Source organism: Methylobacterium sp. AC832, from assembly GCF_979256025.1.
The window spans coordinates 156,290-181,614 of sequence record NZ_CEEDMV010000007.1; the positions used below are offsets into that span (position 1 = coordinate 156,290).

A 25,325-nucleotide genomic window follows, 5' to 3' on the forward strand; every position below is an offset into this window, starting at 1 on the left:
GGGCCCCGTAGCCCTCCCTCTACACCCGCCCACGCGGGCACCTCAGGATGAGGTGGTACGAAGGAGGTTCGGAGCCCGAAGCGCCCGACGAGAGACAAGCCCGATGCAAGCCCTCCAACTCTTCGGTGACCGCGACCTGCGCCTCAGCGAGGTCGATCCGCCGGCAGCTCCCGGCGGGGGCGAGGTTCAGATCCGCGTGCGCGCGGTGGGCTTGAACTTCATCGACGTCTGGGGCTTTCGCGGCATGGCCTTCGCCAAGCGCAAGATGCCGCTCACGGTAGGGGCCGAAGCCTCGGGCGAGATCGTCTGCGTTGGCGAGGGCGTCACGGATCTGCGTGAGGGCGACCGCGTGGTGATGTACGGCGCGCAGACGTGTGGTCGCTGCAAGGCCTGCCGGGAGGGTCGAGACAACCTGTGCGAGGACGTCTCCGGCGTTATGGGCTTCCATATCGACGGGTTCGCGCGCGAGCGTGTCACCATGCCAGCACGTCTCGTAGTGAAGGTACCCGATGGGGTGAGCTTCACCGATGCAGCCTGTGCTCCAATCGCCTTCGGCACTGTCCAGCACATGCTGTTCGACAATGCCAAGCTGGAGCCTGGCGAGAGCATCCTCGTTCATGCCGGTGGCTCGGGGATCGGTACCGCCGCGATCAAGATGGCCAAAGCCATTGGCTGCACTGTGTTCACGACGGTGGGGGACGACAAGAAGGGCGAGATGGCCAAGGCGCTGGGCGCCGATCACGTCATCAACTACCGCGACGAGCGCTTCGAAGGCGAGGTCCGCCGCCTGACCAAGCGAAAGGGTGTAGACGTAGTGTTCGAGCATGTCGGCCCGGATACCTGGAACGGCTCGCTCCTATGCCTCAAGCGCGGCGGCCGCCTCGTCACCTGTGGTTCCACCTCCGGTGTCTCTACGACCATGAACCTCATGCAGCTGTTCCAGCAACAGTACCGCATTACCGGGTCCTTCGGCTGCTCTATGGCCAACATCCGCCAATCCCTGGCGAAAATGGCCGAGGGGATCACGCCAGTAGTGGATACCGTGCTGCCACTCGCGGACTTTTCACAGGGGCTGGAACGCCTGGAATCGCGCAAGGTGTTCGGGAAAATCCTCGTGGCGATCGACTGATATGTCGCCTGGGCGGCGAGACTCGCATTCACCTCAGGCTGCCCCTTACCCGGAAAATGTTCTACACGAGCGCGATAGCCACTCCCGGATAGTCTCGTGCTGCGTCTTGCCCTCGTCCTGAACCGCCATCTGCCCCGGATGGCGGGGATCGCCATGATTCCGTTGGTCCGCTGCCTCTTCTGGCTAGCGCGATTGCTGGGGACCGAGCGGGCGAGCCGGACCGGCGGGGCGATTGCACGGAGAGTAGGTCCGTTCCTACCCGCGAACCGCATCGCATTGGCGAACCTGCGTGCCGCCTATCCCGAGAAAGATGAGGCCGCGATCAGGGCGCTCGCGCGCCAAGCCTGGGACAATCTAGGCCGGACGGGAGCGGAATACGCACATCTTGCAACCCTATTCGATATCGACCCCACCGATCCAGCAAGTCAGCGCATGTCCGTTGCCGGCGCGGAGCATTTCGAGGCTTTGCGCGACGACGGCAAGCCGGGGCTGATCTTCGCCGCACACCTCGCCAACTGGGAATTGCCGGCGATCTGCGCCGCTCGCTACGGCCTCGAGGCCACGGCGATTTTCCGGCCGCCCAACGATATAGCCTCGGCTCGCCTCGTCGCCGAGGTGCGCCGAGAGACCATGGGTGGCCTGGCAGCGGCGGGGCAGGGCGCCGTATTTTCCATGCAGGGCGTCGTAGAACGCGGCGGCCATCTCGGCCAGCTCATCGATCAGCATTTCACCCGTGGCGTAGTCGTGGAGTTCTTTGATCGACCCGTTCTGGTGAATCCGCTGCTCGCCAAGCTCGCCAAACATTACGAATGCCCCGTTCACGGAGTCCGCGTGGTGCGCAAGGACAATGCCCGCTTCCATCTCGAACTCACGCCTCCCCTCGACCTACCCCGCGATGCCAAGGGCGAAATTGATGTGCAGGGCGCAATGCAGGCGATGACACGCGTGGTTGAGGAATGGGTTCGGGAAAATCCGGGTCAGTGGTTGTGGATGCACAGGCGGTGGCGGCCGAACATGCTGCCCAAGCCCAAGGTTGCTCCAGTTAAACAGTCTAATCCATCCACGGCCCATCGAGGCAACGTGACTTCCGTTTCCGGTTGAGGCGCTGTCACATAGGGATATGGTCCGATCCGCTTTACGGCTACTCAGCTCCGCGCTGAACCCTCTCGCACTGACACTTCTCCTTCCGTACATGACAGGCCCGGCACACGCCGAGCCGCCTCGCGCGGTATCGAGCTCTTCACTAGCCAAGGTTGCGGCGCCTGCCAGAAGGCCTCGCGGATGATGGGGGATTACGCCCAGCAGGCCGACATCATCGCCCTGACCCTTCCGGTCACCTACTGGGACTATCTTGGCTGGAAGGACGAACTCGCGATCCCGGCCTTCACCGAACGCCAGCGCGCCTATGCTCTGAGCCATGGCGAGCGCCAGCTTTTCGCACCGCAGGCCATCGTCAACGGCGAGCCATCCCCGGTCAGGTCAGACCAAGCCTTCCTCGACCGTAGCCTCCGCACGGCGCGGCAGTCGTGGGGCCTTATCGTGCTGGTAAAAGCGACGGACCAGGGGGACCGTATCACCATCGATATCGGCGCCGGACGGGGAAGCGGCGAGGTCTGGCTACTCCCGATCCTGCGCAGGCACAGGACGGCAATCGGGCACGGTGAGAACAAGGGACAGGTGGTCGATTACGTGAACATGGTGCGCGGGATGCACAAGGTCGGAGCCTGGATGGGCCAGGCCGCGCATTTCGAGCTCCCGCGTAGCCTCGCTCGTTCAGGTCATGCCGACAACTACGTGGTCATGCTCCAGAGTGGGACGCTTGCCCATCCCGCCCGCATTCTCGGCGCGACGAAGGGGCCAAGTTTCTGAGCCTTGGCCCGCTTACTGCCTTCGACGCTTCAGCCCACCCATTCCCCAGCGCGCATAACCGGCACGGCGCGCCCTTCGGCGGTGAGGCCATCGACGTCGATCTCGGCCGAGCCAATCATCCAGTCGATATGGATCAGGCTGCGGTTCGCACCCCGTGCCGTGAGATCGTCCTCACTGAAGCCTTCACCGCCGTCGCGGAAGCATTTGCTGTACGCCTGACCCAAGGCGATGTGGCTCGCCGCATTCTCGTCGTACAGGGTATTGTAAAATAGCAGTCCAGAAGCGGAGATAGCAGACGAAGCCGGCACCAGGGCGACCTCACCTAGACGGCGAGCCCCCTCATCCGTGTCGAGGACGCGCGCGAGGACATCGCCCCCTGTGCGAGCCGTCGCCTCGACGATGCGCCCATCTTCGAACCTTACCCGGATGCCGTCGATCAGCGTACCCTGGTAGGATAAGGGCTTGGTGCTTGCCACGTGGCCGTCCACCCGCGACTTGTGAGGCGTGGTGAACACCTCCTCGGTGGGAATATTGGCGTTGCACAGGATCCCGCTGCGCGAAACGGAGGCCCCACCGCACCACTCGTGATCGTCGGCAAGGCCGACGGTGAGGTCGGTGTCCGGTCCCTGAAACCGCAAGGCAGCGAAGCGATGCTCGTTGAGAATCTTAGTGCGGGCGTGGAGAGCGTCGTTATGCGCCTTCCACTCGCCCACCGGGTCGGTACCGTCAACGCGAGACGCCGCAAAGATCGCGTTCCACAGGCGTGAGAGGGCTTCGTCCTCGGCGCAATCCGGGAAAACAGTCCGTGCCCAAGGGCGGGTCGCCGCTGAAACGATCGTCCAATTCGTGGCGAAATTCGCGATGAGTTCGAGAGCCGGCACATAGGCCTTCGAGCGCGAGCGATTGGCGCGGGCGACTTTCTGGGCGTCCTGTCCAGCCAGCAACGACGGATCATCCCCGGCGATCGCAAGCCTTGCGGCTCCGTTCCGGAACGCGTCGGCCATACCGCTGTAGAGCCAGCCCGCCGCCGTATCGAACGCGTCCTCAGGTGCGTGGGCGAAGCGCGCCAAGGTCGCAGCGTCGTCGGAATAGAAAGTAGTCACCAGGGACGCGCCGGCCTTGTAAGCCTCGGTGGTGATCGCACGGGCGAGAGGCGCGGCTTCGAGCGGCGCCGTCATCACCAATTCCTGGCCGTTCTGGAGTCCGAGCCCAATGCGGACCGCCACCTCGGCGAGGCGGCTGATCCGCTCGTCGAAGGAGAGCGCGGTCGTGTCAGCCCCAGTGCTCGTCGTCATCACCAATCTCCTCAGCTCCATCCCGCATATGCCACGGGGCGGGCGTTCAGCAAGATCGGGATTCGTGATGCTGATTCAAGCGCGGGACTCGCAGCGAGATGGTCAAGCAGCGCGCGACCAAGTGATTTCGCCGAGATTCTCGCGGAAGGCGAAACGCATGAGATGGTCGGCCACCACGTTTTCCAGCCGCGTCAGACCAGCTGGATCAGGAGTCGCGACACGCATCAACAAAGCATCGGCCTCTGCCTGGAACGTGCAAACGCGATCTTCGCCGAACGGGACCGTACCGGCCGCGTCCGTCGCTTCCACGGGGAATTTATGGCTCCAATGGCGGCAGAGCTGCTTCAGGTAGCGGCTTGCCTCGGCAGTTGGAACTCTCGCCTGCGAGATCGGCATCGTCTTGTCTCCTTCGGTCCCTGAAATCCATGGACGCAGCTGGTGCATCGTTGTCGCTGGGCTGCAGACCTTCATTGAGGGTGCGATCCGCCTCTTACTGAAGGGGTCAGGACCGTTAACGTCCCCATAAGACGCTGCAGCGCACCCATGAAGCACTCTCATTGCAATAACGCTTTAGATCAGGACTTGAAGCCGTTTCATGGCGCATCGCGAGATCGATTGTGATCTTTTCTTGTGCGACGCACAATGGGGCATGTGAACAACGCCGTGAGTGTCTGGATGGCTTATGCGGCGAAGTCACACGCCCCCGGCGCTTACTCCTTCGGAAGCGCCGGGGGAGGGTTCGCTGACAACGCGATCACCTTCCCGGGGTTCAGCAAATCTCGCGGATCGAGGGCGCACTTGAGCCGGCGCATCAGGTCCAGGCCGACCGGATCGGCGTAGAGGCCCAGTTCGTCTCGCTTGATTAGGCCGATGCCATGTTCGGCGGCGATGGACCCGCCCATCCGATGCACGATGTCGTGAACGATCCTGTTGAAGCGTCCCCATTCCTTGAGGAACGTAGCCTTGTCCATGCCGAGAGGCTGGCTCAGGTTGAAGTGGATGTTGCCGTCGCCGAAATGCCCGAAGGCGCAGACACGCAGGCCAGGCATTTCAGCCTCGCATGCCGCGATTGCCGTATCTAGGAAATCGGCGAGACGTGATAGCGGCACCGAGACGTCGTGCTTGATCGAGCCGCCTTCGAGCGACTGAACGTCAGACAAGTTTTCTCGGAGCGCCCATAGGCTCGCGTTCTGCGTCTCACTCGACCCGATGACCGCGTTTTCCACGAGACCACGATCGATAGCTGCGGCAAGCGCCGTCTCGATGGCATCCGAGGCCTCTGCCCCAGCGTACGTCGTAGACATTTCGATGAGCGCGTAGCCCGCATGATCCCCGGGAAGGGGACGTGGAAAAGCGGGTCTGTGTTTCAGTACGATTTCGAGTCCGAAGCGCGGAATGTACTCGAATGCCGTGAGGTTATGGCCAGCGGTCCGTTTAAGCGTGTCGAACAAGGCCAGAGCGGAATGCGGCGACGAAAGACCCGCAAAGCCGACTGCCCGCGACGAAGGCTTGGGATAGAGCTTCAGCACCGCCGCTGTGATGATTCCAAGGGTCCCTTCCGATCCAACGAACAGGTGTTTCAGGTCGTAGCCCGCATTGTCTTTGCGCAGCGCGCTCAACCCGTTCCAGACCCGGCCGTCTGCCAGCACCACTTCGAGGCCGAGCACGAGATCGCGCATGTTGCCATAGGCAAGGACGCCGGTTCCGCCGGCATTGGTGGCGAGGTTGCCGCCGATCGTGCACGAGCCCTCCGAGGGCAGTGACAGGGGGAACAGCATCCCCTCCTGGTCGGCCACCGCCTGAGCCTCGGCGAGCAGGACGCCCGCCTCGACGGTGATACTGGCGCTCAACGGGTCGATGGCGCGGATGTGCGAGAGGCGACCAAGCGACAGGACGATCCCGCCATGCGGCACTCCGCCTCCCACCAACCCGGTATTACCACCCTGAGCAACGATGGCGATTCCAGCGTCGGCGCAGGCCGCAACAACGAACGCGACGTCGCCGGTATCGGCCGGCCGAACGACGGCGAGCGCGCTGCCATGAAAGAGGCCGCGCCATTCCAGGAGATGGGGTGCAATCTCTGCGGGGGCCGTGAGGACGTGCTTCTCCCCCAAACGCTCGGTGAGACGGAAAAGAAGATCGGCGGGAGCAGTCACGGGCAGCTCGGGGCTTGAGATCGGGGGTAACACGAAGGGGGAGGCCGGACCATCACGATGGCGGCTGCGAGCTCACCTCCTATGATAAGGTTCGTGACCCGTCTTTGCAGGGCACGGAGCCGTGCCGCAACCGATCAGCGCAAACCCGGAGGAGGCGCCCAACCGATGCTGTCCGTGATCCCGAACCCACCCCGTACCGCCCTGCCCATTGTTGGCAGCGAGGACTTTTTCCCTGTGCGCCGCGTCTATTGCGTGGGACGCAACTACGCCGCCCATGCCCGCGAAATGGGGAAGGATCCCGAGCGCGAGCCGCCGTTCTTCTTCATGAAACCGGCGGACGCGCTTCAGATCGTCCCGGGCGCGGATGCAGTAGACCATCCCTATCCGCCCCGCACCGCCAATTACCATTTTGAGGTGGAACTCGTAGCAGCCCTCGGACGCGGCGGGCAGGACATCCCCACGGCCGATGCCCTCGATCATGTCTACGCCTACGCCGTCGGGCTCGACATGACCCGACGCGACGTTCAGGACGAAGCCAAGCGCCTTTCCCGCCCGTGGGACCTCGCCAAATCGGCCGATGCCTCGGCACCCATCGGACCACTCCACCCGGTCGAAGGTCGCAGGCATCCGATGCGCGGCGCCATCACACTCTCGGTGGACGACAATCCCCGCCAAGCCGGCGACCTATCGGAGATGATTTGGTCCGTAGCCGACCAGATCGCGCTCCTTTCCACCTATTTCGAGCTCCATCCCGGTGACCTGATCTTCACCGGTACGCCTTCAGGCGTCGGTGCGGTCGAGCGCGGACAAGTGATGCAGGCGGCCATCGAAGGCTTCGGTGCCATCCGCCTCAACGTCGTATGATTGGCTCCCTCCTCAACCGGCCGCTGATCCAACGGTTATTCCAGTTCGGCGCCCTCGTGTCCCGTGGAATGACCCTCGGCGTGCGGGGCGTCGCCTTCGACGCTCAGGGCCGCGTCTGCCTCGTGCGCCATACTTATGTGGAGGGATGGCACCTGCCCGGGGGTGGCATCGAGATTGGCGAGAATGCCGTCGACGCCATGGTTCGAGAGTTTCGGGAGGAGGCCGAGATCGTCGTGGAGGCGGCAGACACCTTGCGCCTGCATGGCTTCTTCCGCAGCACCGCCGCAGCGGGCCGCGACCACATCGCTGTCTACGTCGCCCCCACCTTCACACTCCTCGGACCGAAGGCGCCAGACCGGGAAATCGCGCAGAGCGACTTCTTCGCGCTCGACGCCTTGCCCAAAGACACGACGCGGGCCACCCACAGCCGCCTCGACGAGATCGTCCATGGACTCTCCCCAACGGCCACGTGGTGAGAACGCGAGAAAGTTGCCCGCCGGCAAAAGAACCGAAAAACAGCTCTTGCCACGCCCGCCGGAATGTTGTTTAGAGACGCCGTCCGGGGCCGCCGGCGGGTCTTCTCCTCCAGCGGCACGGCATAGTGAGCGGGTGTAGCTCAGGGGTAGAGCACAACCTTGCCAAGGTTGGGGTCGAGGGTTCGAATCCCTTCGCCCGCTCCAATTCATCCAACCATCAGAACATACGCGATAGGCCGCCTTCGGGCGGCCTTCGTCGTATCTGGGGCTCGCATTCCGTCTTTCGATGGACGGTCATGACGAGTTCTCAAGCATACACATTTCTGGTCATCCGATGGCCGCCAGCGGACCTTCTCGATGAACCAATACGCCCCCTGCATGTTGAGTCACCGACAGCAAGGGATAAAACGTATGACATCGACTTGGATGACCCTCGAGGAACTCGCCCTCAACCGCCAGATCACGGTGGATGAGGCGCTCCGCATTGTGAACGAGGCCCATTGCCCCAAGGTGTTCCGTGCGACGGCAACCCTGTATCTGGTCTGAGGGCCAGGCGGGCGTAATAGAGATTCAGTAGCGGTAGTTATTTTCTACCTCCGTCGGGTTCTGACTCGCCAACTTAGGACCCGGCGGCATACAAAGTTCTGAGATCATTGCGGGTTGCCTGTCTGACGGCATTCAAAAGCTGCACTATCTTCGCTTCGACAATCCAGGCTGCGCCCATGCAGCTCGACGAGGTGCGGTCCGCTCCGTGGAGCACCGTTGAACACGTTGAGTACGGTTCCGATAGCAGCGCCTGTTATCTGCGCCGAGAGACCATTCGCCAGGAAATTCGTCATGAGCATCCTTTTAAGATACCCGTCTTTGGGCTCTGTGCTGCGGTTACTGAATATCACACCGGCGTTAGTTTTTAATTGATCTAAATGGGGATAGCCCAGCGCCATCATTTGGCACTGGGCTATTTTTGTTTCAAGAACTATCCAGCATCAGCTATTGGTACGGTATTAGTCGCGAATAACGTTCTATATCGAAGTGATAGCAGATCCGGTATTTCCGACCCGACCGTGCCGGGTCATACCGGTATTCGGCAGGATCGGTATTGTGTTGGGCTGCAACCCGCACTGCACTTGTACCGGCGAAGAACGGCCAGCTGGTGACGTTTCCACCCGCCCCCACCTTGGCTGGGACAAATAGCGTTGGGACCGCCCAATTCAATAAATCTGCTCCTTCGCGCGCACGAGAAACCGGTTTGTCACCGCCGCTTAAAAGCGCTGAACGGTGATACCGTCACAACGCCTGTCCGCCATTCTGACGCATGGGATCACAGATTTTCGCAGACACCTTATCGAGATGTTCGCATGCATTCTTGAGGTACCAAGCCCTCAGATCCGGCTGGGTTGGTGCGACGAACATCGCCACAAGGACGAAGCCGACGAAGCCGAGGACGACAAGCGTCAGAAGATTCCGCATCAACTCACTCCAAAAAAAGAGCGTCCTCTCCGGGAAACAGGGCGCAAGCCCATAGGAGACAACGTAAAACGGCCAGCCAATCGCCTCAACGGACAATTCAGCTGGCCGATTCGGTAATAACACGGCTTGTGAAAGCCGACACGGGAAAGGCTGTTGAGACCTGAACTTTCAACGTTGTTGGCAGCGTCCTGGTTCCCAGTTGTGGATCTTATCTCTCTGCAGGTTCAAAAAGCGGTACGATCTTCATGGCCGGCACCAGCACGAGGCCTTTGTCGGTGATCCGAATCTCTGGAATGACAGACAGCGGAATCAGGTTGAACCCCATATAGGGGATCGTGCAGCCGGCCCGCTCCCAGGCTATCTTCAGCAAACGGACTTCTTCGGCGACGAGGCCGACGCGCTTGTCGGAGAGAAGCCCTGCCACAGGCAGCGGAACCATCGCGGTGACCTTCCCATCCTCGACCACGCAGACGCCCCCCTGGATCGTCGACAGCGCATCTAGAGCGACGCGCATGTCCTCTTCATTCAGCCCGGCCACGATTACGTTGTGCGAATCGTGGCCGACACTGCTCGCGACAGCGCCCTGTTTCAGACCAAAGGCGCGCAGCAATCCGTGCGCGACGTTCCCGGCCCTGCCATGGCGCTCGATCACGGTGACGAAGCACAGGTCGTTGTCCCGCAATGTCGTTACCCAATCGAGGCCGGGAGTCAGATCGTAGCGCTCGTGGGTCAACTCGATGCCGGGAAGCGTGGTGCGAATGGCGTTGACGACACAGCGGCCTTCGGGAAACGGCGGGACGAGGGCAGGAAGCGGCTGTGGCAGATGCATCGTTGCATAGGCTGGTGCAGGATATCGATAGGGTCGCGAGAGTGCCGCATCGAGGAGGGGAGTGACCGCACGGTTCTCGACCACGCACCGTCCGCCATACCATGTGGTCTGCGGGATCAAGTCATCATCGAGGAGGACCAGATCGGCCCGACGTCCCCCGCCGAACCCACCAATCTCGCCATCGAGCCCATACCGGGTCGCCGGATGGAGCGAGCCCATTGACCATGCCTGTTCGCGGGGGATGCCCATGCGGATTGCCTCGCGCACCACCCAATCCAGGCCGTAAGCGAGGAGATCCTGCGCATCGCGGTCGTCGGTGCAGACGCAGACCCGCTTGGCCGAGGCTCCCAGTTCGATGATCGTGCCGATAGCCTTGGGCAAACTATGCCAGGGCGTGGTCGGCGGGCCGCCGCGCAGGTAGATCCACAAACCCGCCTCGAGCAGGTCGTCGGCAATGTCCCTGTCGATGGCTTCGTGGGTATCAGTGACCCCGCTGGCCGCGTAGGCCGCAACGAAGCCGCGGCCGTAGATATGGCCGGAGACCGGCCGCCCCCGTTGCAGAGCCGCCGCGATGATGGCATGCGCCCTTTCATCGCCCTCGGCGACGGCGACGAAATCCATCTTCTCGCCAAGGCCGATCGCCTCCGGCCACGCATCGAACAAAGCTCCGATCTTCTCGGCCGTCAGGTCGCCACCGGCGGTTTCCAAGGCTGGCGACGTGGCCGGGACCGTGCTCGGCACCGTGAGGTAAATGTTGAGCGGCGCCTCGCGGGCATCCTCCAGCATCCAGGCGATGCCGTCCGCATCGAGGACATTTCCGATCTCGTGGCTGTCGCAGACGATGGTCGTGGTGCCGTTGAGGAGCGCCGCCTCGGCATAGGCGCAGGCGGTCACCATGCTGCTCTCGATATGCAGATGTGGATCCACCAGGCCGGGCGCCAGAATACCGCCGCCCGCATCGTAACGGGGGGCACTCCCGTGATAGGCACCGGCAGGCTTTACGGCGGCGATACGTCCTCCGGCGATCCAGACTTCACTGTCCGGCCGGATCCGCTCAGAATAGGTGGAGAGGATACGTGCGCCGGTGATGACGAGATCGGGCTCCGCCCGCCCCGCGGCGACGCCGGCGAGATGCCGGGTCATCCGGGCCAAGGGTGCGACGGAAAAACGTGTCAGCGGCGTCGGATCGGTCATCGTCGGCTTGGCTCCTGGCATCATCAAACCGGCCGCCACGGCAGGCCGGTCTTGCCCGGCGGCGCGCACGCATCATGCCACAGGCGGGTCTACCGCGCCTGCGCGTCCAGAAAGGCGGGTTGCCAACCTGTTTCGCCGGGACCATGTAGCGCTGCGAGTTCGGTCGTGGCGTCTCCCAACGGTGACGGTCACGGCGCAGGAATGTCGGCGGGACCAGACGGTCGAACGTCGAACATTTCGCCTACCGAACCCTCGACATCACATTCCCCGATCGCATCATCGAGCATTTGTCATGGCCAAGCGTACAAAGTCGAAACCGCAGGAGCGGGGCTCAGTCCTGTTCGACGTGGTCTATGAAGACGAGTCCCGTGCCTCGAACCGTCGGGTTCCCATGGAAATCCTCGGAGGGCTCGACGGTGACGAGCCCGCCCGGCAACTGATCGAGGAGCAGGACCGCGCCATCGCAGAGAAGTCGGGCCGCCCGTCCCGCGCCATTCGAAGCCTGAGCCGGTCGCCGGCCCGCGCGATCAGCAGCGAGTCCGGCGATTGATCCTCAGGCTTTCTTGAGGAACTGTGTCTTCAGAACGAGGCCCTTCACCTTCTCGGCGTTGCACTCGATCTCTTCAGGATCCTCCGTGAGGCGGATGTTCTTGATGAGCGTCCCGCGCTTCAGGGTGGTGGAGGTGCCCTTCACCTTGAGATCCTTGACCAGCGTGACGGAATCCCCGTCGGCCAGCTTGGTGCCGTTGGCATCCTTCGTATCGGCCATGGTTCAGGCCCCGGCATCGGGCGGCATGTAGGGCTGCCCGGCATTGGTCAGCGCCCGGTCCACCGCCTCGATGGCGAGGAGGATGCGCATGAAATCCTCGGCGGCGGAGGCAGCTGCGAGTTCGCTCGAACCGATCCGCTTGGCCAAGGCGTTGCGCTGTCGCGAGAGGCTGGCGCGGGCGCGGTTGAGGTCGGCAATCTCGTCGGGCGTCATGGTAGGGTCTCTCTGCCGATCGACCGTCCAGGCGGTCTCGGGTGCGGAGCGATGCAATCTTTGGCCGCAGGATGCAATGGCGCATCCGGCGGCATCGCCGCGGATGGGGCGACGGATTCGATACAGACGGCGCCGACCGTCTCGGGAAGCGGCCTTACGGTGCGGTCACAGCTCCGCGGACCGCCCCGAAAGCTCGGCCCGCAGGTTTCGGGCAGCCTGGGTGAGCGCCTCGTCGCGGCGGCGGCGCGGACGCGGCACGTCGATCGTCATGTCGGCCGCGACCCGGCCCGGACTTCCTGCCAAGACCACGACGCGGTCGGCCAGGGTCACGGCCTCGTCGATGTCGTGGGTGACGAACAGGATGGTCTTGCCGGTCGCGGCCTGGATGCGCTGCAACTCGTCCTGCAGGCCCTCGCGGGTGAAACTGTCGAGTGCGGAGAACGGCTCGTCCATCAGGAGCACGTCCGGGTCCACGGCGAGCGCGCGCGCGATGGCGACGCGCTGGCGTTGCCCGCCCGAGAGTTGGTGCGGCCAGCGCTGGCCGTATTCGCCGAGTCCGACGAGGTCGAGCATCTCCTGCGCCTTGGCGAGGCGCTGAGGCTTCGACAGGCCGCTGCCTTCCAGGCCGAATGCCACGTTGGCGACGACCCGGCGCCAGGGCAGCAGGCGCGCATCCTGGAACACCAGCGCCATTGGCGTGCGGCAGCCCTCGCGCGTGGCGAGGCGCACCGTTCCCCCGCTGGGGGCGGCGAGGCCGATGAGAACGCGCAGGACGGTGGATTTGCCGACGCCGGATTCGCCGACGATGACCACGAACTCCCCGCGCGCGATGGAGAGGTCCAGTTCCGACAGGATGACGTTGCGCACCCCGTCGCGCTCGTAGGCGAGGCTCAGGCCGCGTATGTTGATGATCGGGTCCATCAGGCGCGCCACCGCAGGAGCCAGCTCTGGAGGGCGACGAAGCCGGTATCGAACAGCCCGTAGAGGCCGGCCATGGTGAGCATGTAGACGACCACGATATCGGTGGAGAGGAGGCTGGAGGCCTGCATCATGCGGGCGCCGACGCCCGGCACACCGAAGATCTCGGCGGCCACTACCGCCATCCAGGCCTGGCCGAGGGCCGTGCGCAGGCCGACGAGGATGCCAGGGGTCGCGGCCGGCAGCAGGATCTTGGTGAGCCGCGCCAGCGGAGAGCGGAAACCGAAGGCCTGGGCGACCTCCACGAGGTCCCGGTCCACCCCGCGCACGGCCCCTTGAGTCGCGAAAAACACGATCCAGAACACGCCGATGGCGATGATGAACACGGCGGCCGAGGGTTGGACCCCGAACCAGATGATGGCGAAGGGCACCCAGGCGAGGCCGGGAATGGGCCGCAGCAGGCGCACGATCCAGGCGGTGAGCGCCTCGAAGCCCCGGAACATGCCGACCAGGATGCCGAGCGCGATGCCCGCCCCGGCGCCGACGGCGAGGCCGACGAGGTAGTGGCTCAGGCTCGACAACACCGCTTCGCCCCACACCCCGAGACGGATCTCGTTGAGGAAGGCGGCCGGGATCGTGCTCGGCGGCGGCAGGAAGGCCGGGTTGATCAGCCCGAGCCGAGGCATCGCCTCCCAGAACAGGAGGAAGGCGACGAGTCCGAGAGCCGCGAGGGCGGGTGCGCGAAGGGCCTTCATCCGATCAGCGCGCGATGGCCTTCTCGTAGTAGCGCGAGTCGAACAGCCCATCGAGGGGCACGTCCTTCTCGAGGGCGCCGATGGAGACCTGATAGGCCTGCATCGCGTTGGTGGCGACGATGATGGCGCGCGGATCGACGGTGAACTTCGCCGCCGGCGAGGTCAGGGCCTTCTGGATCGTGGCGAGGTCGACGATGCCCTTGCCGAGGGCGGCGAGCACGTGGGGCGCGGCCTTGGCCGAGTCGGATTTCAGCAGCGTATCGGCGCGGATGAGGGAGCGCACCAGGGATTCCACGGCGCCGGGATTCCGGTCGGCATAGGCGCCGTAGACGCCCACCACCGTGCCCGGCTGGTCGGGGAACATCTCGGCTCCGTTGGCGATCAGCTTCACGCCCGGATTGCGGCCCTGGATGATGGTGAGGGCCGGCTCGCGGATCGAGGCGCCGTCGACGGCTCCGGCGAGGATCGCCTGCTGCGTGGCGTCGATGCCCATGGGCACCACCTCGGCATTGGCCTTGTCGGTCTTCGCCACCTGCCACAGCCAATGCTGCAGGGTGGTGTTGGGCACCGAGCCGAGGGGCTGGGTGGCGAGCCGCGCGGAGCGGCCTTCCTTGGCCTTGAACTGCGCGAAGGCCTCGGCCTTGCTGGCGCCGTTGGCGAAGAACGGGGCGAGCTTCGGCCCGGCCACGAACACCATCTCCTCCACCGCCGTGGAGGCGACGACGCGGACGTCGATGTTCTTGGTGCGCGCCACGGCCAGCGGCGCGACCCCGGCCACGTAGACGTCGATCGTGCCCGAGGCGAGAGCCTGGATCATGTTCGGGCCGGATTCGAAGGTGGTGAAGGAGGGGGCGAGGCCCGCCTCCTTGAGCCAGCCCTCGCCGTCGGCGACGAAGATCGGCGAGGCGCCGATGACCGGGATGACGCCGATCCGCATGGGGATCGGAGCCGTCTGGGCGGAGGCAGGGGCCGCGATCAGCCAACCGGCCAGGGAGGCCAGGATCGTCGCGATGACGGGAAGGGCAGGGCGCATCGAAGGGTCCGGATTCCGGGGGAAGCAGGTCGGCTCGCGGCGAGCCGTGGCCCGGCCATGCCACAGGAGCCGCGTTCTTCAAACACCGTTGCGCGAAAGAACGGCCCGCTTTGCGAATCTAAGGACGCCCTTCCACGGCCAAGCTTGAGGGGAGAGGCTTTATTCCCCAGCCCCGGGCGTCCGGCCGGAACGGCCTTGGCTGTATTCAGTTGAGAGGCAGGACCTCGTGAAGAGCAAGGCCTCGGCCGCCCATCGAGACGGCCGACCAACGACAAGGACAGACGCCATGAGCTTTCTCGGCAGCATCGTCAGCAAGATCCTCCATCCGTTCGGCGGCGGAACCACCTCGGCGGATGCCGCACCGGCAAACGCCCCGGCCGGCTCCACCACCACCGCCCCCACGGAATCGGCGGCCGCTCCGAAGCCCGGCGAGCCGGTGGACGTGGAAGCCGTGCTGAACGGCATGGCCGCGAAGAACTCCCAGACCCTCAACTGGCGGACCTCCATCGTCGACCTGATGAAGCTCCTCGACATCGATTCGAGCCTCAGCGCCCGCAAGTCGCTCGCCGACGAGCTGCACTACACCGGCGACAAGGAAGACTCGGCCACGATGAACGTCTGGCTGCACAAGCAGGTCATCAAGAAGCTCGAAGAGAACGGCGGCAAGGTGCCGGCCGACCTGAAGGATTGATCGCAGGGGAGCATCCCCCTCTCCCCGCGCGCGGGGAGAGGATCGCGGACACCTCGTCGTGTCCGCGATGAGCGAGAGGCGAAGCCGAAGCGGGGGTGAGGGGGCGATTCCGAAAGAGACTCGTCCGTCATCGCCCCCTCACCCTCGGCTGCCGCCTCGACGCGCCGACGACGAGGTCGTCGCGTCCCTCTCCCCGCGAGCGGGGCGAGGGGATCCAAACACCTTCACCCCCGCGCGCGACAGCGCCGGGGGCATGGCCCAGAAGAAGCCCCAAACAGGGGACGCGGGACGCCGCGGAACCCATTGAGCGCTATAACAAGTTTGCCGGTCCCCCGGCGTCCCGTCAGGCTCCGGCGTTCCCGCCGGGGCCTGTTTTGCGTCGCGGTGTCTCCAGCGGTCCTCGCGTTGCGTCGCGCCTGAGGTGGTCGTGTTGCATCCCAGCCCGGCTGTTCGAACGGACTTTGCCCCGCACGCCCTCTCGTATTGGAGGGGCCGCAAACCTCATCATGGCAGCCCAGAGCGGGGTCAGTGCCGGGGCATTTAACTCCCGACCTACCGCGCCCCCATCCGAGCCCCCAGACTATCGAGCCGCCGCCCGGGGCGATGGTGACCGACACCACCGACGCAGGCACCGCCCCGCCGCCCCTTTCGGCCCACCCGGTCGGTCACCGGACAGGCCCCCTTCGCTGGGCGGCAGGTGTGGGGATATAGGCATAGAATAGGAATTTTGTCAAGAAAGATGTAGAGGTCTTTCGCCGAGGTCATCGCCAGCGCCCTTGACACCTCATCTAATGGGATGTCATCTATCTCACGAATTTCTTGTGAGATAGATGACGATGCGGTCGGCGATTCGCGAGCTAGTTAAGCAAGATGTTTGTGCCGGGGCGATTCCAGGGCGCAAATTGATGAGCGAACTCCTAGCGACAACGGCGTGCGAGCCGAGTGCGCCGGAAGTCCACTTTCTTGATTTTACCGACATTGAGGTTGCAACCGCAAGCTTTCTGCGTGAGGGAATCATTGAATACCGCAACGTTGTACGCAATCGCAAATCAAATATTTATCCAGTTATAGCAAACGCCAATAGTGTTGTTAAAGAAGAAGCATCTGATATTTTATCAGTAAAGAATGATGCTATAATCTGCTGCAATATATCAAATACTAACGAAATTTCGGATTTTGGTATTATTGGTCGCCTAGAATTAAAGCAGCGAAAAATATTCGATCTGATTCTGGATAGGCAATCGATCGATGCCGGACAGCTTCAATATGAGTTTGGCCTTACAGAAGGGGTAAAGCAGACAGCCTGGAACAACAGGTTGTCCGCTTTATCTCAAGCAAGTTTAGTTTTTGAAGTAAGCGATGGTCGAAGCAAAATCTACAAATCGATTTTGACAGGAGCCTAAGATGGGTGTCGATTTCATAGGTAGGATTGGCAGAGGATACACCAAACACCTCGATAAAGCGCGTGTACGACTAGCTACGGCTGATTTGTTCTGCAGGAACCCAGAGGAGGCGACCCCAACATACCCTGTCCGCCTTTGCTACGGAGCCAATGTCACCAAGGGCCAGCAGCTAACGGTCTGGCCGTCCGGGAACTCTCTCATTTATCTTGATGTTTTGTCCGTCGTCGCAAGAGACGATAACCCCGACTCTGAAGCTTACGAAGCTGTAATTAAGTCTTCATCGATTGCATTAGCAACAGCCCATGAGGTCCATAGAATTTCGATGGTTGCGGAGGTTTCTTTATGCTGACGAGTTTGAAGCCGGACTCCCGAAACCAAGAGTCCCGCAACCGTCGTCGCGAACGGCGCCTGTGGAATCAATCGGAGCTTACTCAGTCGATTGGATGTCCGACATGTCCACACTTCGAAATCTGCGGCGGCTTATACACCAGAGCGCATCTGTTTGATTGCATGGGAAACTGCTGCAACAATACCGCAACGTGCACTACAATGTGCCCTTCAAAGGCACGGGATTTTGTAGATAAAACTAGGGAAGTAAATGGCTTATCGCTGGACAGCATTGAACGGGCACCGTTACTCAATCCACCAAATCTTCCAAGCAGCATTCCGCTAATTTATCATGGAAACCGACGTAGAAATATTTATACTGGCCCAGCTATCGCCCTATCATTATACCGTCTTTTGGAAAGAGAAACCGGAAAAGTAAAATATTCGAGCGAACAAGAACTGCGAAGCCATTTTTGTATATCTGATGATACAACAATCATTTTATCTGGGACTGACCAAGATCCACCCTTAGAACGTTGGTGGCGGTATGGTGAAGATCGCCGAAGGGAAGCCATTAGATCATTAATCTCATTAGGTATCAGACTTTCAACAACACCCAATTTTAGCATGTTTGTCGACACCCCCCGATGGGACGACCTCCATGCGATGAAGCGAATTGGCATCATCAACAACGAATTCCTGCAAGAAGGGCTCCCGTCCGCACTTCATGTGAACGCGAGAGCAGGTAAAGATCAGGAAAGATGGACCTCATTTGTCCAGGAAAGACCTGAGATTACGCATCTCGCATATGAGTTTGCAACGGGTTCAGGGCGAGCATCACGTCAAGATACTCACGTACTCTGGCTAACATCACTTGCTAATAAAGTAGACAGACCATTGACAATCATTGTAAGGGGCGGCATCGATACACTTGAAATATTAGCATCATCATTTAGCAAGGTAGTTTTTATTGACACATCTCCGTTCATGAAAACGATGAATCGCAAACGCGCGGTTTTAGATGGAAATATGGGGCTTAAATGGGAAGCCCATACAACGAAAAAAAACGAAGCACTCGACGAACTATTTGAGCACAATGCATCTTGTAGATCAGATCTTATCAATCTAAAAATGTCTACTCCTCGCGGTTAAAGGGCTTTTAAAGCGTGGCAGATGACACGGCTCGTAGCCTAAATTTCAAAGCTGTCGATGACCTGTCATTTGCTTTCGAAAATCAATCTTTCGACAAAACCCGAATAGGAGAGCCTTATATTGCGAATAACATTGGTCCGCTCTTAGAGCTCTATCAACAAGCCCGAAGTTCATTCGAGCCAATATCTCTGCGAGGCGAATGGCTTGATGTTAAGCATTTTCCGGGACTGGGTAAAGCGCTTGCCGACAAGCATCCAAGGTGGGTTGCGAATAATGATCGCTCGCTTGGGCTGCTGAAAACCAACAGCGCTGCAACAGACGATGACTGGGTTTCATTCGCAGTAGATGCGAAACGTGCAGCCACCATGGCAGGGCTGTCGAGTGACTGGAGTGCCCAAATGGTAGCTGCTATTGGAGAGTTTCACAGTAATATCATTGAACATTCAGCCGCTCAAGAAACAGGATTCGTGGCCTTTGAGGCTTCATCAGGGAAATTTGAGTTTGTTGCCTCTGACTTGGGATTAGGTTTGCTTGCTACGCTTAGGCAATCTCAGGACTATCAAACGATTAAATCTCACAACGAAGCTCTACGCTCTGCAATCACTGACGGATGCTCTAGATTTGGCGCTAACAAAGGAAGAGGACATGGGTTCCGCCCTCTATTTGTTGGCCTTTCTAACCGCCATGCAGATATCAGATTCCGCTCGGGTGATGCGTGCTGTACAATCAATGGAATGGCAGCATCGGCTACAGAATCTCGTTTTAGTAAGAAAGCCAATATTAAGGGATTCTTTGTTTCTATCGAATGCAAAAACATTAGGCCTTAATCTCACCGTCCCGTCCGCACCCGCGTCCAATTCCGCGTCACGAACCTTTGCGTCCGGTCATCCCAGGCCTGGTTGGTGAACAGCCGCTGCATCGTCGCGTCGTCGGGGTAGATGCCGGGGTTGTTGAGGATCTCCGGCTTCACCAGGGGTTTCGCGGCGAGGTTGCCGTTGGCGTAAGCGACGAAGTTGGTGTTGGCCGCCGCCACGTCGGGGCGCATCATGTAGTCGATGAAGCGATGGGCCTCCTCCGGGTGGGGCGCGTCCTTCGGGATGGCGAAGGCATCGAACCACATCAGCGCGCCTTCCTTCGGGATGAAATAGGCGATCTCGACGCCGTTCTTCGATTCCTCGGCGCGTTTCTTCGCCTGCATCACGTCGCCGGAATAGCCGACCGCGAGGCAGAGATCGCCGTTGGCGAGGCCGTTGATGTATTCCGACGAGTGGAATTTTCGCACCGAGCCGCGCACCTTGAACAGCGCGTCGGTGACCTGGGAGATGTCGTCCCAGCGCTTGGTGTCGGGCTTGAGGCCGTAGGCCGGCAGCATGCTGGGGATCAGGTCCTCGGGGCTGTCGAGCATCATCACCCCGCAATCCTTGAGCTTGGCCATCAGCCCGGGGTTGAGCACCAGGGTCCAGGTGTTGAGGGCCTGGTTCGGGCCGAGGCGCTCGCGCACGGGGCCGAGATTCACGCCGATGCCGGTGGTACCCCACATGTAATCGACGGCGTAGGTGTTGCCGGGGTCGTAGACCGCGAGACGCTGGGCGATCTCGGGCCAGGCGTGTTTCAGGTTCGGGATCTTGGCCTTGTCGAGGGGCCGGAACACGCCGGCCTTGATGAGGCGCTGCAGGAACGGGCCGGTGGGCACCACGAGATCGTAGCCGGACTGGCCGGCGAGCAGCTTCGTCTCCAAGATCTCGTTGTTGTCGTAGGTGTCGTAGACGACCTTGATCCCGGTCTCCTTGGTGAAGGCCTCCAGGGATTTCGGATCGATGTAATCCGACCAGTTGTAGATGTTGACCGCGCGCTCCTGCGCCTTCGCCCCCGCCGAATTGAGCAGGGCGAAGGCGAGGAACAGGGACCCGAGAAGGCTGAGCGCCAGCGCGATCATCAGGACGGCGAACACGATACGACGCATCGGCGGGCTCTCTTGTCTCGGGACCGGGTCGGGATCAGGCGGGGAGCTTGGCCGCGACGACGACGATCTCCACGAGGTATTCCGGCCCCGCGAGCTTGGCTTCCACGGTGGCGCGGGTGGGCGGGTTCTCCTTCGAGACCCAGGCATCCCAGGCCGCGTTCATCTCGGCGAAGGTCGCCATGTCGGCCAGATAGATCGTGGCGGAGATGAGCCGGGTCTTGTCGCTGCCGGCGAGCGCCAGCAGCCGGTCGATCTCGGTGAGCACTTCCTGCGTCTGCGCGGTCACGCCGGCCCCCACCGTCGTCCCCGCCACTTGGCCCGCGAGGTAGACCATCTCGCCATAGGTGACGGCCTGGCTCATGCGGGCGCCGGATTCGAAACGGGTGATGGTGGTCATGGATCGCTCTTCATGGGGCGCCGCGCGGGCGCGTCGTCGGGGCAAGCGTTGTGCCGCGCGCCACGCATCCGCGTAAAGGGGAGGGCGGCGGCCAAGGTCGAGAATGCGACACAATCGCCGTCCCGCGGCGCAACCCATCCCGCGATGCGGCGTTGCATGAGCACAAACGGTCAAGTCCGGGCGGGACAATCCCGGCCACCGCGTTTCGAGGATCAGCTCATGGGTATCATCTGGACCATCATCATCGGCTTCCTGGCCGGTGTCGTCGCCAAGTTCATCATGCCGGGCGACAAGGAGCCTGCAGGGTTCATCCTCACCACCATCCTGGGCATCGTCGGCGCCTTCGTCGCCACCTTCCTCGGCCAGGCGCTCGGCTGGTACGGTCCGAACCAGGGCGCGGGCTTCATCGGAGCCGTGGTCGGCGCCATCGTCGTGCTCGCCATCTACGGCTTCATCGCCAGCCGCCGCACCACCACACTCTGAACGGACGTCACGGCGCGGGCTTCGGGTCCGCGCCTCTCGCGTTTCATCGGACAGACAAAAAGGGGCGCCCCATCGGAGCGCCCCTTTTTCGTGGTCCGGTTCAGGAAAGGTAGCCGGCGGACTTGGCCGGGCAATGACCGGTGGCACCCCGGATAGCGAGGCCGGCGCCGACCACCAGGGCCGCCAGGCTGAGCCACTTGTTCGGGCGGGGCTGGGCGGCGGCGGCGGCGATGCCGAGGCCCAGAACGACGGACACGGCCCGCTCGGTGGTCGACAGGTTGGTCTCGCCTTCGAAGATGCTCGGAATCATCGGATCGGCCATGGTCGCACGTACTCCTCGTGTTGCGTCGCGGGGCGAACGCGGCGGGAGGATGGGTGTTCCTCACGACCGGACCGGGGCGTTGACGCATCCTCGCCCCAAACGAAAAGCGCGGCCCCTTACGGAGCCGCACTTCTCATTCTCGATCGACCCTCGGGGCTGAGACGGCTTACGCGTCCTGGCGCGGGCCGCGGGCGCGGTCCTGCTCGGCGTTGCGCTCGGCCTTCAGCTTCTCGGTGAGGTCCTCGCCGGTCTCCTGGTCGACGACCTTCATGGAGAGGCGGATCTTGCCGCGATCGTCCGCGCCGAGGAACTTCACCTTGACCTTCTGGCCGTCCTTGACGACGTCCGTTACCTTGGCGACGCGCTGGGCAGCGAGTTCCGAGATGTGGACGAGGCCGTCCTTGGCGCCGAAGAAGTTCACGAAGGCGCCGAACTCCATGCACTTCACGACCGTGCCGTCGTAGATCATGCCGACTTCGGCTTCCGCCACGATCGACCGGATCCAGTTATAGGCGGCCTTGATGGCCTTGCCGTCGCTGGAGGCGATCTTCACCGTGCCGGTGTCGTCGATGTTGATCTTGGCGCCGGTCTTCTCGACGATCTCGCGGATCACCTTGCCGCCGGTGCCGATCACTTCCCGGATCTTGTCGGTGGGGATCTGCATGGTCTCGATGCGAGGCGCGTATTCGCCGAGCTCGGGACGGGCATCGGTGAGGGCCTTGGCCATCTCGCCGAGGATGTGGACGCGGCCTTCCTGCGCCTGATGCAGGGCGACCTTCATGATCTCCTCGGTGATGCCGGCGATCTTGATGTCCATCTGCAGCGAGGTGATGCCGGCTTCCGTGCCCGCCACCTTGAAGTCCATGTCGCCGAGGTGATCCTCGTCGCCGAGGATGTCGGACAGCACGGCGTAGCGCTCACCCTCGAGGATGAGGCCCATGGCGATGCCGGCCACCGGACGGCGCAGGGGCACGCCGGCATCCATCAGCGACAGCGAGGCGCCGCAGACGGAAGCCATCGAGGAGGAGCCGTTGGACTCGGTGATCTCGGACACGACGCGGATCGTGTACGGGAACTCGTGGGCCGGCGGCAGGACGGGGTGCACGGCGCGCCAGGCGAGCTTGCCGTGTCCGATCTCGCGACGGCCCGGGGAGCCCATGCGGCCGGTCTCGCCCACCGAGTAGGGAGGGAAGTTGTAGTGCAGCAGGAAGGTCTCCTTGTAGGTGCCTTCCAACGCGTCGATGAACTGCTCGTCCTCGCCGGTGCCGAGGGTGGCGACCACGAGGGCCTGGGTCTCGCCGCGGGTAAAGAGCGACGAACCATGGGCGCGCGGCAGCACGCCGACCTGGGACACGATCGGGCGCACGGTGCGGACGTCGCGTCCGTCGATGCGGGAGCCCGTGTCGAGGATGTTCCAGCGGACGACCTTGGACTGCGCTTCCTTGAACGCGGCCTTGACCTTCTCGGCCGGGAACTTGGCCTCGCCCTCGGCGGGGCAGAGCGCGGCCATCACCTTCGCCTTCACGGCGTCGACGGCGGCGTAGCGCTCCTGCTTGACGGTGTTCTTGTAGGCGTCGCGGAGTTCCGCTTCGCAGACGTCGAGCACGGCCTTCTCCACGTCGCCGTTCTCGGGCGCGGAGAAGTTGCGGGGCTCCTTGGCGGCCTTCTCGGCGAGGCGGATGATCGCGTCGATGACCGGCTGGAAATGCTTGTGGCCGAACATCACGGCGCCGAGCATGGTCTCTTCATCGAGCTCCTTGGCCTCGGATTCCACCATCAGCACGGCGTCCTGCGTGCCGGCGACGACGAGATCCAGGGTCGAGTTCTCGAGCTCGGGAACCGGCGGGTTCAGGATGTACTGGCCGTTCACGTAGCCGACGCGGGCCGCGCCGATCGGGCCGGTGAAGGGCACGCCCGACAGGGTGAGGGCGGCAGAGGCCGCCACCATGGCGAGGATGTCGGGATCGTTCTCGAGGTCGTGGGTCAGGACGGTGACGACGACCTGGGTGTCGTTGCGCCAGCCTTCGACGAAGAGCGGACGGATCGGGCGGTCGATGAGGCGGGAGACCAGCGTCTCCTTCTCGGAGGGACGGCCTTCGCGCTTGAAGTATCCGCCGGGGATGCGGCCGGCGGCGTAGGCGCGCTCCTGGTAGTTCACGGTGAGCGGCAGGAAGTCGATTCCGGCCTTGGGCTCCTTGCCCGACACGACGGTGGCCAGCACCGAGGTCTCGCCATACGTCGCCATCACGGCGCCGTCGGCCTGGCGGGCGACCTTGCCCGTCTCGAGGACGAGCTTGCGGTCGCCCCAGATCAGCTCTTCACGTTGTACGTCGAACATAGGTCATGCCTTCCTGCGGTCGGGCGTGCCCGGCGCCGCCAGGGGCAAGACGGCGAGGAGTTCCGCGCCGGACCGGCGAAGAACTCCTGGCGATCCTGTCCCCGACGAGTGCGCCTCGAAGCGGCCCGATGGTCGCGCGGCCAGACCCATTCCGGCAGCGCGGGACGTCAATGAAACGCGGCCCTGAGCCAGGCTCGGGACCGCGAAAATCGCCTTAGCGGCGGATGCCGAGACGCTCGATGAGGCTGCGGTAGCGGGCCTCGTCCTTGCGCTTGACATAGTCGAGCAGCGAGCGGCGCTGCGAGACCATCTTCAGGAGGCCGCGGCGGGAATGGTTGTCCTTGCCGTGGGTCTTGAAGTGACCGGTGAGGTTGGTGATCCGCTCGGTGAGGATCGCCACCTGGACCTCCGGAGAACCGGTGTCCTTGCCGCCGGTCGCGTATTCCTTGATGAGCGCAGTCTTGCGCTCGGCCGAAATCGACATCGCATTCCCTTTCGATACGGGTTTTCGGGTCGAGACGGTCCTCCTCGGGAGGGACCGCCTCAGCCTGGGACGGGGCCTGTGCCGGGATGTCGTCCAGCACGGTCGCGTTCACAAGCAGGTTTGGCCCCGTGCCCGTTTCCGGGTCGAGGCACCGAGACACTTACACGAATCCGGGTCGCGTGCCACCCCCCGCGGCACCCCGGCGGGCCGTTGCCGGGCCGTTGCCCGGCCAGGGAACATAATTTCCCCACTGCTGTGCCGGACCGGCACCCGCACCAACGTCTTTATTCAGCACAGAGTCATCCAATCTGCAGATTTCTTTTCCATCGAAGTGTTACAGTCGGCGCTTAATTCAATCATTTCCACGGACCAACAGAACATTCATATGGTTGGAGCTAGTCGGCGATCCCCTTTCGCCGAACAATCTGCCATATCGACGGAAACACAATGGATAGAATCGCCGCAAGAATCCTGAAGCCAATAGCCTTCGCGGCACTAACATTTGGCGCAAGCTACTACTTATTCCATTCAGCATTCATTTCACTGATCCTTAGTCTAGTCCCCCCCTTACTCGGATGGCTGGGTGTGTTTGAAACGTTTTCGTACACGATCGCAGCAGCTTTATTCATCGCCGCCATCGTCTGGTGCGTCGTTCCGGTGGATATGAAGAATCTGGTGGAGCTACAGACCCAGGCTGCAGTCAAGGAATTCACGGCGGCGATGCCCACGCCAACAAAGCCCGACTGAGACTTTCCAACTGCTTCCTCGGGTGGCTCGATGGAAGCGCCTGACGAA

28 protein-coding genes and 1 tRNA gene are annotated in these 25,325 nt (G+C 62.4%); 14 read left to right on the forward strand and 15 right to left on the reverse strand.

All coding sequences use genetic code 11. The features are described from left to right. Positions 1 to 103 precede the first annotated feature (103 nt). The 3 genes from AC0IXR_RS20850 (at position 104) to AC0IXR_RS20860 (ending at position 2,998) form a co-directional block, all read left to right on the forward strand. Positions 104 to 1,129, forward strand: coding sequence for a zinc-binding dehydrogenase (locus tag AC0IXR_RS20850; protein WP_056427503.1), 1,026 nt, complete (start codon positions 104 to 106; stop codon positions 1,127 to 1,129). A gap of 96 nt (positions 1,130 to 1,225) precedes the next feature. Then, complete coding sequence (locus tag AC0IXR_RS20855) at positions 1,226 to 2,230, forward strand: lipid A biosynthesis lauroyl acyltransferase (protein ID WP_056427506.1); 1,005 nt, start codon at positions 1,226 to 1,228, stop codon at positions 2,228 to 2,230. 180 nt (positions 2,231 to 2,410) lie between these two features. Then, positions 2,411 to 2,998, forward strand: a complete 588-nt coding sequence (locus tag AC0IXR_RS20860) for a DUF1223 domain-containing protein (protein WP_471761979.1) — start codon at positions 2,411 to 2,413, stop codon at positions 2,996 to 2,998. Positions 2,999 to 3,027: 29 nt separating this feature from the next. On the opposite strand, the gene AC0IXR_RS20865 is transcribed toward AC0IXR_RS20860, so the two are convergent. From AC0IXR_RS20865 to AC0IXR_RS20875, 3 genes are all read right to left on the reverse strand, one after another. Continuing rightward, positions 3,028 to 4,293 carry an aminopeptidase gene (locus tag AC0IXR_RS20865; RefSeq protein WP_056427507.1) on the reverse strand — a complete coding sequence of 422 codons (1,266 nt, stop codon included), beginning with the start codon at positions 4,291 to 4,293 and terminating at the stop codon, positions 3,028 to 3,030. 102 nt (positions 4,294 to 4,395) lie between these two features. Then, complete coding sequence (locus AC0IXR_RS20870; RefSeq protein WP_056427510.1) at positions 4,396 to 4,689, reverse strand: DUF2218 domain-containing protein; 294 nt, start codon at positions 4,687 to 4,689, stop codon at positions 4,396 to 4,398. 314 nt (positions 4,690 to 5,003) lie between these two features. Continuing rightward, positions 5,004 to 6,449: an FAD-binding oxidoreductase gene (locus AC0IXR_RS20875; RefSeq protein ID WP_471761982.1), complete on the reverse strand. Its 1,446-nt coding sequence runs from the start codon at positions 6,447 to 6,449 to the stop codon at positions 5,004 to 5,006. 165 nt (positions 6,450 to 6,614) lie between these two features. On the opposite strand from AC0IXR_RS20875, the gene AC0IXR_RS20880 reads away from it, so the two are divergent. The 4 genes from AC0IXR_RS20880 (at position 6,615) to AC0IXR_RS20895 (ending at position 8,335) form a co-directional block, all read left to right on the forward strand. Next, positions 6,615 to 7,313: a fumarylacetoacetate hydrolase family protein gene (locus AC0IXR_RS20880; protein WP_056427516.1), complete on the forward strand. Its 699-nt coding sequence runs from the start codon at positions 6,615 to 6,617 to the stop codon at positions 7,311 to 7,313. Beyond that, on the forward strand, positions 7,310 to 7,789 hold the full coding sequence (locus AC0IXR_RS20885) for an NUDIX domain-containing protein (RefSeq protein WP_461224281.1): 480 nt from the start codon (positions 7,310 to 7,312) through the stop codon (positions 7,787 to 7,789). The genes AC0IXR_RS20880 and AC0IXR_RS20885 overlap by 4 nt, the downstream gene beginning before the upstream one ends. 129 nt (positions 7,790 to 7,918) lie before the next feature. Further along, positions 7,919 to 7,993, forward strand: a tRNA-Gly gene (locus AC0IXR_RS20890). Positions 7,994 to 8,200: 207 nt separating this feature from the next. Beyond that, positions 8,201 to 8,335 carry a hypothetical protein gene (locus AC0IXR_RS20895; protein WP_280136553.1) on the forward strand — a complete coding sequence of 45 codons (135 nt, stop codon included), beginning with the start codon at positions 8,201 to 8,203 and terminating at the stop codon, positions 8,333 to 8,335. Positions 8,336 to 9,076: 741 nt separating this feature from the next. On the opposite strand, the gene AC0IXR_RS20900 is transcribed toward AC0IXR_RS20895, so the two are convergent. Together AC0IXR_RS20900 and AC0IXR_RS20905 are read right to left on the reverse strand one after the other, a co-directional pair. Then, positions 9,077 to 9,259 carry a hypothetical protein gene (locus tag AC0IXR_RS20900; RefSeq protein ID WP_374767566.1) on the reverse strand — a complete coding sequence of 61 codons (183 nt, stop codon included), beginning with the start codon at positions 9,257 to 9,259 and terminating at the stop codon, positions 9,077 to 9,079. 208 nt (positions 9,260 to 9,467) lie between these two features. Next, a complete protein-coding gene (locus AC0IXR_RS20905) occupies positions 9,468 to 11,282 on the reverse strand; it encodes an adenine deaminase (RefSeq protein WP_419952868.1) in 1,815 nt (604 codons plus the stop codon). A gap of 292 nt (positions 11,283 to 11,574) precedes the next feature. On the opposite strand from AC0IXR_RS20905, the gene AC0IXR_RS20910 reads away from it, so the two are divergent. Further along, positions 11,575 to 11,832, forward strand: a complete 258-nt coding sequence (locus AC0IXR_RS20910; RefSeq protein WP_056427528.1) for a hypothetical protein — start codon at positions 11,575 to 11,577, stop codon at positions 11,830 to 11,832. Positions 11,833 to 11,835: 3 nt separating this feature from the next. On the opposite strand, the gene AC0IXR_RS20915 is transcribed toward AC0IXR_RS20910, so the two are convergent. The 5 genes from AC0IXR_RS20915 to AC0IXR_RS20935 form a co-directional block, all read right to left on the reverse strand. Further along, a complete protein-coding gene (locus AC0IXR_RS20915; RefSeq protein WP_056427531.1) occupies positions 11,836 to 12,051 on the reverse strand; it encodes an alkylphosphonate utilization protein in 216 nt (71 codons plus the stop codon). A 3-nt stretch (positions 12,052 to 12,054) separates the two neighbouring features. Then, positions 12,055 to 12,264, reverse strand: a complete 210-nt coding sequence (locus tag AC0IXR_RS20920; protein WP_056427534.1) for a hypothetical protein — start codon at positions 12,262 to 12,264, stop codon at positions 12,055 to 12,057. Between the two features lie 165 nt (positions 12,265 to 12,429). Continuing rightward, a complete protein-coding gene (locus tag AC0IXR_RS20925; RefSeq protein WP_471761986.1) occupies positions 12,430 to 13,185 on the reverse strand; it encodes an ABC transporter ATP-binding protein in 756 nt (251 codons plus the stop codon). After that, a complete protein-coding gene (locus AC0IXR_RS20930; protein WP_207413789.1) occupies positions 13,185 to 13,937 on the reverse strand; it encodes an ABC transporter permease in 753 nt (250 codons plus the stop codon). Before AC0IXR_RS20930 ends, AC0IXR_RS20925 begins: the two co-directional genes overlap by 1 nt. A gap of 4 nt (positions 13,938 to 13,941) precedes the next feature. Further along, positions 13,942 to 14,970 carry an ABC transporter substrate-binding protein gene (locus tag AC0IXR_RS20935; protein ID WP_471761988.1) on the reverse strand — a complete coding sequence of 343 codons (1,029 nt, stop codon included), beginning with the start codon at positions 14,968 to 14,970 and terminating at the stop codon, positions 13,942 to 13,944. 286 nt (positions 14,971 to 15,256) lie between these two features. Here AC0IXR_RS20935 and AC0IXR_RS20940 point away from each other — a divergent pair, with 286 nt between their 5' ends. The 4 genes from AC0IXR_RS20940 to AC0IXR_RS20955 all read left to right on the forward strand — a co-directional run bounded on the left by AC0IXR_RS20940 (position 15,257) and on the right by AC0IXR_RS20955 (position 19,370). After that, positions 15,257 to 15,661 carry a DUF3597 domain-containing protein gene (locus AC0IXR_RS20940; protein WP_207413793.1) on the forward strand — a complete coding sequence of 135 codons (405 nt, stop codon included), beginning with the start codon at positions 15,257 to 15,259 and terminating at the stop codon, positions 15,659 to 15,661. A gap of 830 nt (positions 15,662 to 16,491) precedes the next feature. Next, entirely contained in the window at positions 16,492 to 17,064 is a 573-nt protein-coding gene (locus tag AC0IXR_RS20945; protein ID WP_471761990.1) for a hypothetical protein, read from the forward strand. Between the two features lie 549 nt (positions 17,065 to 17,613). Next, complete coding sequence (locus AC0IXR_RS20950; protein WP_471761992.1) at positions 17,614 to 18,543, forward strand: hypothetical protein; 930 nt, start codon at positions 17,614 to 17,616, stop codon at positions 18,541 to 18,543. A 14-nt stretch (positions 18,544 to 18,557) separates the two neighbouring features. Continuing rightward, a complete protein-coding gene (locus AC0IXR_RS20955; protein WP_471761993.1) occupies positions 18,558 to 19,370 on the forward strand; it encodes a hypothetical protein in 813 nt (270 codons plus the stop codon). Positions 19,371 to 19,372: 2 nt separating this feature from the next. Here the strand turns inward: AC0IXR_RS20955 and AC0IXR_RS20960 are convergent, their stop codons facing one another. After that, a complete protein-coding gene (locus AC0IXR_RS20960) occupies positions 19,373 to 20,506 on the reverse strand; it encodes a polyamine ABC transporter substrate-binding protein (RefSeq protein WP_471761995.1) in 1,134 nt (377 codons plus the stop codon). Positions 20,507 to 20,540: 34 nt separating this feature from the next. After that, the gene (locus tag AC0IXR_RS20965) at positions 20,541 to 20,903 is read right to left on the reverse strand and encodes a RidA family protein (RefSeq protein WP_311275455.1); all 363 of its coding nucleotides are present in this window, start codon (positions 20,901 to 20,903) and stop codon (positions 20,541 to 20,543) included. Between the two features lie 219 nt (positions 20,904 to 21,122). Here AC0IXR_RS20965 and AC0IXR_RS20970 point away from each other — a divergent pair, with 219 nt between their 5' ends. Further along, positions 21,123 to 21,386 (forward strand): GlsB/YeaQ/YmgE family stress response membrane protein, encoded by a 264-nt coding sequence (locus AC0IXR_RS20970; protein ID WP_018044131.1) that lies wholly within the window; start codon positions 21,123 to 21,125, stop codon positions 21,384 to 21,386. 100 nt (positions 21,387 to 21,486) lie between these two features. On the opposite strand, the gene AC0IXR_RS20975 is transcribed toward AC0IXR_RS20970, so the two are convergent. From AC0IXR_RS20975 to rpsO, 3 genes are all read right to left on the reverse strand, one after another. Further along, positions 21,487 to 21,708 (reverse strand): YgaP family membrane protein, encoded by a 222-nt coding sequence (locus tag AC0IXR_RS20975; protein WP_207414197.1) that lies wholly within the window; start codon positions 21,706 to 21,708, stop codon positions 21,487 to 21,489. A gap of 166 nt (positions 21,709 to 21,874) precedes the next feature. Beyond that, on the reverse strand, positions 21,875 to 24,046 hold the full coding sequence (pnp, locus tag AC0IXR_RS20980) for a polyribonucleotide nucleotidyltransferase (RefSeq protein ID WP_018044127.1): 2,172 nt from the start codon (positions 24,044 to 24,046) through the stop codon (positions 21,875 to 21,877). 214 nt (positions 24,047 to 24,260) lie between these two features. Beyond that, entirely contained in the window at positions 24,261 to 24,530 is a 270-nt protein-coding gene (rpsO, locus tag AC0IXR_RS20985) for a 30S ribosomal protein S15 (RefSeq protein ID WP_018044126.1), read from the reverse strand. Positions 24,531 to 24,977: 447 nt separating this feature from the next. Here rpsO and AC0IXR_RS20990 point away from each other — a divergent pair, with 447 nt between their 5' ends. Further along, positions 24,978 to 25,277 (forward strand): hypothetical protein, encoded by a 300-nt coding sequence (locus tag AC0IXR_RS20990; RefSeq protein WP_471761997.1) that lies wholly within the window; start codon positions 24,978 to 24,980, stop codon positions 25,275 to 25,277. Positions 25,278 to 25,325 lie beyond the last annotated feature (48 nt).

Excerpts from the sequence above, each read along its gene's own strand:
- AC0IXR_RS20860 (WP_471761979.1), top strand. The coding sequence starts at position 2,411 with ATGATGGGGGATTACGCCCAGCAGGCCGACATCATCGCCCTGACCCTT.
- AC0IXR_RS20880 (WP_056427516.1), top strand. The coding sequence starts at position 6,615 with ATGCTGTCCGTGATCCCGAACCCACCCCGTACCGCCCTGCCCATTGTT.
- AC0IXR_RS20915 (WP_056427531.1), bottom strand. The coding sequence starts at position 12,051 with ATGGCCGATACGAAGGATGCCAACGGCACCAAGCTGGCCGACGGGGAT.
- AC0IXR_RS20920 (WP_056427534.1), bottom strand. The coding sequence starts at position 12,264 with ATGACGCCCGACGAGATTGCCGACCTCAACCGCGCCCGCGCCAGCCTC.
- rpsO (WP_018044126.1), bottom strand. The coding sequence starts at position 24,530 with ATGTCGATTTCGGCCGAGCGCAAGACTGCGCTCATCAAGGAATACGCG.
- AC0IXR_RS20885 (WP_461224281.1), top strand. The coding sequence starts at position 7,310 with ATGATTGGCTCCCTCCTCAACCGGCCGCTGATCCAACGGTTATTCCAG.
- AC0IXR_RS20975 (WP_207414197.1), bottom strand. The coding sequence starts at position 21,708 with ATGGCCGATCCGATGATTCCGAGCATCTTCGAAGGCGAGACCAACCTG.
- AC0IXR_RS20925 (WP_471761986.1), bottom strand. The coding sequence starts at position 13,185 with ATGGACCCGATCATCAACATACGCGGCCTGAGCCTCGCCTACGAGCGC.
- AC0IXR_RS20850 (WP_056427503.1), top strand. The coding sequence starts at position 104 with ATGCAAGCCCTCCAACTCTTCGGTGACCGCGACCTGCGCCTCAGCGAG.
- AC0IXR_RS20895 (WP_280136553.1), top strand. The coding sequence starts at position 8,201 with ATGACATCGACTTGGATGACCCTCGAGGAACTCGCCCTCAACCGCCAG.
- AC0IXR_RS20870 (WP_056427510.1), bottom strand. The coding sequence starts at position 4,689 with ATGCCGATCTCGCAGGCGAGAGTTCCAACTGCCGAGGCAAGCCGCTAC.
- AC0IXR_RS20970 (WP_018044131.1), top strand. The coding sequence starts at position 21,123 with ATGGGTATCATCTGGACCATCATCATCGGCTTCCTGGCCGGTGTCGTC.
- AC0IXR_RS20965 (WP_311275455.1), bottom strand. The coding sequence starts at position 20,903 with ATGACCACCATCACCCGTTTCGAATCCGGCGCCCGCATGAGCCAGGCC.
- AC0IXR_RS20900 (WP_374767566.1), bottom strand. The coding sequence starts at position 9,259 with ATGCGGAATCTTCTGACGCTTGTCGTCCTCGGCTTCGTCGGCTTCGTC.
- pnp (WP_018044127.1), bottom strand. The coding sequence starts at position 24,046 with ATGTTCGACGTACAACGTGAAGAGCTGATCTGGGGCGACCGCAAGCTC.
- AC0IXR_RS20940 (WP_207413793.1), top strand. The coding sequence starts at position 15,257 with ATGAGCTTTCTCGGCAGCATCGTCAGCAAGATCCTCCATCCGTTCGGC.
- AC0IXR_RS20950 (WP_471761992.1), top strand. The coding sequence starts at position 17,614 with ATGTGCCCTTCAAAGGCACGGGATTTTGTAGATAAAACTAGGGAAGTA.
- AC0IXR_RS20990 (WP_471761997.1), top strand. The coding sequence starts at position 24,978 with ATGGATAGAATCGCCGCAAGAATCCTGAAGCCAATAGCCTTCGCGGCA.
- AC0IXR_RS20865 (WP_056427507.1), bottom strand. The coding sequence starts at position 4,293 with ATGACGACGAGCACTGGGGCTGACACGACCGCGCTCTCCTTCGACGAG.
- AC0IXR_RS20910 (WP_056427528.1), top strand. The coding sequence starts at position 11,575 with ATGGCCAAGCGTACAAAGTCGAAACCGCAGGAGCGGGGCTCAGTCCTG.
- AC0IXR_RS20945 (WP_471761990.1), top strand. The coding sequence starts at position 16,492 with ATGACGATGCGGTCGGCGATTCGCGAGCTAGTTAAGCAAGATGTTTGT.
- AC0IXR_RS20930 (WP_207413789.1), bottom strand. The coding sequence starts at position 13,937 with ATGAAGGCCCTTCGCGCACCCGCCCTCGCGGCTCTCGGACTCGTCGCC.
- AC0IXR_RS20960 (WP_471761995.1), bottom strand. The coding sequence starts at position 20,506 with ATGCGTCGTATCGTGTTCGCCGTCCTGATGATCGCGCTGGCGCTCAGC.
- AC0IXR_RS20905 (WP_419952868.1), bottom strand. The coding sequence starts at position 11,282 with ATGACCGATCCGACGCCGCTGACACGTTTTTCCGTCGCACCCTTGGCC.
- AC0IXR_RS20935 (WP_471761988.1), bottom strand. The coding sequence starts at position 14,970 with ATGCGCCCTGCCCTTCCCGTCATCGCGACGATCCTGGCCTCCCTGGCC.